Below are 4,528 nucleotides of genomic sequence, written 5' to 3'. Positions count from 1 at the left end.
CCTCTTATTTTTCAAGTCAATTGCTTATCCGCGATTCGGGTTAAATGAAGTTTTTGACTTAAAAAATAAAGATCTTAATAAATTAAATCCAGATATTCACTTTGTATATGCAGAAAATTTTACCAGTAAAAACTCAAAACTAAGAAATACAATTCATAAGATAAAATCTGGAGTTTTTTCAGATAAAGTTTCCAATCCCGTTTTACTTAATTATAGTATTAATGGTTATAAGAAAAATTTATCTGGAAACAATGGAAATTTAACTGAATTGGAAAATTTAGTTAAGATTAGAGAAGATTATTTAATAGAAAATATTAGCAATGAAAATAATAAAGTAAAATATTCTTTAATTGAATCTAACTTGGACTCAATTTATAACAACTTTGATTATGTATGTGAAAATTTAGAACATAGATTAGATTTCTTAAAGAATGATATTGAATGGAAGAATAAAAACATTTTAGACAAAATTTCTATTTTTTTCATCGAAGATCTTGATAATCATATTTTGAATAAAAATTTATTACGCCTTAAAAAAGAAAAAGCTAAAAATTTTTACAGAGTTTTTAATGAAAGTAGGCACAAATTTAATATGAACCAAAACATAAAAAATATGTTGAAATATTTTTACACTATAAGAGAAAAATATTCTGGAAAAAACTTCTATGTAGGTTCATCTTATGGCGAGTTTTCAATAAAAGAAAATGATTTTTCAAAAAATTATATAGATCTTTCAACCAAAAATGAAAAAGAGATGGTTAATATAGCTTTAATCAAAATAAAAATAGAATCAGACTTCTTATCCTTCACATTATATAAATTTGCTAGTGTTTTGTTTGATATAGATTTGATTGATGAAAATGAATATAATCTTTTCATTTATGGAACCATGAGTAAGGAAACTAATGATTATATTAAATTAGGATTGAGTAGTAATATTGTCATTTCACTGGAAAAAAATGATCAATTAAAAAATTTAATATTAAACAAAAATGGTGTTATTAGTTCAAATAATGAATTTAAAAAATTTATGTCAATTCAAGATGATTTATTTAAGTTTGAGATTTCAAAGTTTGTAACTTAATATTTTAATTAACTGAAATATTTTCAATAAAGTAACAAGCAAAAAATCATGCACATATTATTTTCATGGTCTATTCACACAGGAAACCAAAGCACCATGAAGCAACATTACCCAGAGCTCCAAAACGTCACAGAAGTTTTGGATCGTATTCCGCACCCTAAAATTGAAGCAATCTCTGATGCCATTCGGATATGCAATGATCAGGAGGCTGAAATCATCACTAAGGTAATTGTCGTTACAAGAGCTATATTGATCTAACCACTACCCTTTTAAAATTTAACTGGCCCATACTCTTAATCGGAGTATGGGCTTTTTTGTGTATATGCAAGGAGCTTTCCAATGCCTACATTACAACAATGGTTGATTTCACAGCGAGAACTTAAGCAACTTAGCCAAGAACAATTGGCCGAAAAATTAGGTAAGTGTGTCTCTTACATACAACATATTGAGCAAGGACAGCATATTTTAGATGTCATCGAGTATCTGAAGTATTGTCGATGTATTGATGCCGATCCAAATACCGGTATCAGTCTGATTGAGCAGCAATTTATAGGCAATCAATGATTATGATTGATTGTGCACTTGCTGTATGGCTTGCTGGATCAGATCAAGTCCAGTTTGAGGACTTACTCCTAATGTACGGCAGTACCATACATATTCCACTACATCCAATCGACGCTCGCCTTGTTCTACCTTTTGTATGTATGAGTGAGGTTTGTCCATGCGTTCTGCCAATGCACGCATAGAGAGCTGTTGATTTTCTCGCATTTGCTTTAACCATTGCGTCAAAGCCTGCATTTCTTTGGTGTTTATACTTGCTGTCATGCAGCAATTATGGATACAATAAAAAATGTACCCAAAATAGGTACAATAATGCAACACATTGATTATCAGACCAAAATGACGTGATCCATCTTATAGAATTGATAGAAAGGTGTTCTATGGAGTTATTTAACTCATTGGGCAATATTCAGCCTTTATTACGCGAACAAGGAGATCTTCATGACAGCCTATAAGGTCACTTGTCAGGGTGATCCAGCAGATATTATCCAGTTATGTAAAACTGTTTTAGTTTCCAAGTCAGCCAAAATTAAAAGTATTGATTTGGATCAAGCCATCATCGTAAGTACTTTTCGCTATGGAATAAATCCTAATGGTTTAAAAATGATTATTCATGTGAACCATTTAGATCAGGATGATTATCAAATCAGCATTTCAGCGGAATTTACCAATGCCGTTGATGTTTACGGTATTGCAGATAGAAAAGCAGCAGAAATTCAACAGCTCATTCAGCATCAATTAGAACAGCCAAGTTCCCACAATATTGAACTCTATCAGCATGATTTTCAGCAGGCTTTAAATCAAGTTAAGTCGACCAGTATCGTATCTTGGACAATTATTGTTTTAGTTGGCCTTTCAATTAGTGCGATTCCTACAGGCTTTGGCTTCATCTTAATCCCGCTCATTGGCTTGATCGGTGCTGTCATTAGTCTACCTTTTTCACGCTGGTTAGCAAAAAGAGCACATCAAGTTGTGGTGATTGAGAGGCATAACGAGTCACACCATGACTATTTTTGGCTTTATGACACAGTAGCGCGTTTGGCAGCTAAAGCAAATATCCTGACACCTGAGGTGGGAGTTTATCAAAGCGAAGATATGAATGCTTTTGCTTCGGGAGCAACACCTCAGCACTCTGTCGTTGCATTTAGCACTGGTTTGTTGGAACAGATGAATGATGCTGAGATTGAAGCAGTAGCAGCACATGAAATTGGCCACATTATCAGTAATGATATGCGTGGGATGGCAATTCTTACAGGTCTTATTTCATCCTTTGTGTTGGTCTTTACCCTGCCCTTACAAGGTTTACGCATACTCAATCTATTAGGTAACTCCTTTTCGACAATAGTTGAGATCATTTTATGGCTGACAAAGCTTGTCCTCTCTATTGTGTTAACGTTCTTTGGATCATTGCTGGTTAAGAAATATTCACGTAATCGAGAATATAAAGCAGATGCAATTGCCTCTTTGCTGGTCGGCAAAGACCCAATGATCAGTGCTTTATCCCGACTGAGCCAAGAAAAGATCGCTATCCCGATTGAACAACGAGGTTTTAACGCTTTTAAGATTTCTAATCAAAGTCAATGGGCAGAAATCTTTAATACAGAGGTGGTCCCACATGTTTGAACAACTAAAAGCGTATTTATAAGTGATATTCCGCTCTAGTTAAGCCACCTTGTTTTGTTGGGGTAGCTGATCATAGTAAAACTCATTTGGTGTCATTTTGTCTAGACTCGAATGAGGTCGTTTCAGATTATAAAACTCAAAATATGCACTCAATTGCTTTTTCGCATCTGTGACACTGCTATAAGCTTTGAGATACACCTCTTCATATTTAACGCTCCGCCATAATCGTTCAACCATCACATTATCAACCCATCGACCTTTACCATCCATACTGATTTGAATGCCATTTGATTTCAATACATCAATAAATGCATCACTGGTAAACTGACTGCCTTGGTCTGTATTAAATATTTCAGGTCGACCATATTTTTCAATAGCTTCATTTAATGTTTCTATGCAAAATGTAACCTCCATACTAATCGATACTCTATGCGCTAGTACCTTGCGGCTATGCCAATCAATCACAGCACATAAATAAACAAAGCCTTTTGCCATAGGGATATACGTTATATCCGTAGACCACACTTGATTACTGCGCTGAATAGCCAATCCTTTGAGCAGATATGGATATTTGCGGTGAGCTTGATTAGCCTGGCTTAAATTTGGTTTGCAATATAACGCATTAATGCCCATTTTCTTCATTAAAGTACGTGTATGACGTCGTCCTATATGATGTCCTTGACGATTCAACAAATCACGCATCATACGGCTACCTGCAAAAGGGTATTGCATATGTAACTCATCCATACACCGCATCAGCTTCAGATCTGATGCACTCACAGGTTTTGGGCGATAGTAATAACAACCACGGGAGACTTTCAGCAGCTGAGCTTGCTTAGATACTGAAATCTGAAGTGAGTCATCGATTAACTTTTGTGGTTGAAGCGGCCCAGTTTCTTCAACACACCTTCTAAAAAATCAATTTCTAATGCCTGCTCACCGATTTTTGCATGTAGTTTTTTTAGATCGATGGGTGGTTCTGTTGGAGCTTTTGATTGATCGAAAGCTTGCGAGGAAGCTGAAATCAGTTGATTTTTCCAGTCGATAATTTGGTTTTGATGAACATCAAATTCAGCACTCAATTCAGCAAGTGTTTTTTCTGCTTTAATCGCAGCAAGTGCTACCTTAGCTTTAAAATCATTTGAATGATTTCTTCTTGGTCTACGTGCCATAAAATACTCCATATATTGATGTTTATAACATCATTTGGGGAGCAAAATATCACTTATAAGTGTTGTTCAAATTTCCTGATCCACCTCT

General features: G+C 34.6%; 5 protein-coding genes and 1 pseudogene. 4 read left to right on the top strand and 2 right to left on the bottom strand.

Going from position 1 to position 4,528, the window contains the following annotated elements; translation table 11 throughout:
- From ADA42_RS18530 to ADA42_RS16290, 3 genes and pseudogenes are all read left to right on the top strand, one after another.
- Positions 1 to 1,084: pseudogene (locus ADA42_RS18530) on the top strand (hypothetical protein); the annotation flags it as partial.
- Positions 1,085 to 1,180: 96 nt separating this feature from the next.
- Complete coding sequence (locus ADA42_RS18625; RefSeq protein ID WP_171249944.1) at positions 1,181 to 1,342, top strand: hypothetical protein; 162 nt, start codon at positions 1,181 to 1,183, stop codon at positions 1,340 to 1,342.
- 81 nt (positions 1,343 to 1,423) lie between these two features.
- Positions 1,424 to 1,648, top strand: a complete 225-nt coding sequence (locus ADA42_RS16290; protein ID WP_048766259.1) for a helix-turn-helix domain-containing protein — start codon at positions 1,424 to 1,426, stop codon at positions 1,646 to 1,648.
- Here the strand turns inward: ADA42_RS16290 and ADA42_RS16285 are convergent, their stop codons facing one another.
- On the bottom strand, positions 1,649 to 1,909 hold the full coding sequence (locus ADA42_RS16285; RefSeq protein ID WP_048766258.1) for a helix-turn-helix domain-containing protein: 261 nt from the start codon (positions 1,907 to 1,909) through the stop codon (positions 1,649 to 1,651).
- A gap of 177 nt (positions 1,910 to 2,086) precedes the next feature.
- On the opposite strand from ADA42_RS16285, the gene ADA42_RS16280 reads away from it, so the two are divergent.
- A complete protein-coding gene (locus ADA42_RS16280) occupies positions 2,087 to 3,268 on the top strand; it encodes a M48 family metalloprotease (protein ID WP_048766256.1) in 1,182 nt (393 codons plus the stop codon).
- A gap of 39 nt (positions 3,269 to 3,307) precedes the next feature.
- Here ADA42_RS16280 and ADA42_RS18205 read toward each other — a convergent pair.
- Positions 3,308 to 4,452 (bottom strand): IS3-like element ISAba14 family transposase gene (locus ADA42_RS18205; protein WP_100833519.1). Its coding sequence is split into 2 segments (ribosomal slippage): positions 3,308 to 4,188 and positions 4,188 to 4,452, totalling 1,146 coding nucleotides; the frame shifts between segments, so codons are not numbered across the junction.
- Between the last annotated feature and the right edge of the window lie 76 nt (positions 4,453 to 4,528).

It is taken from the genome of Acinetobacter sp. 243_ASPC (assembly GCF_001054715.1).
Classification (GTDB): Bacteria; Pseudomonadota; Gammaproteobacteria; order Pseudomonadales; family Moraxellaceae; genus Acinetobacter; species Acinetobacter soli.
The sequence above is the reverse complement of the archived record's forward strand: the minus strand, read 5'-3'. Positions and strand labels throughout refer to the sequence as shown.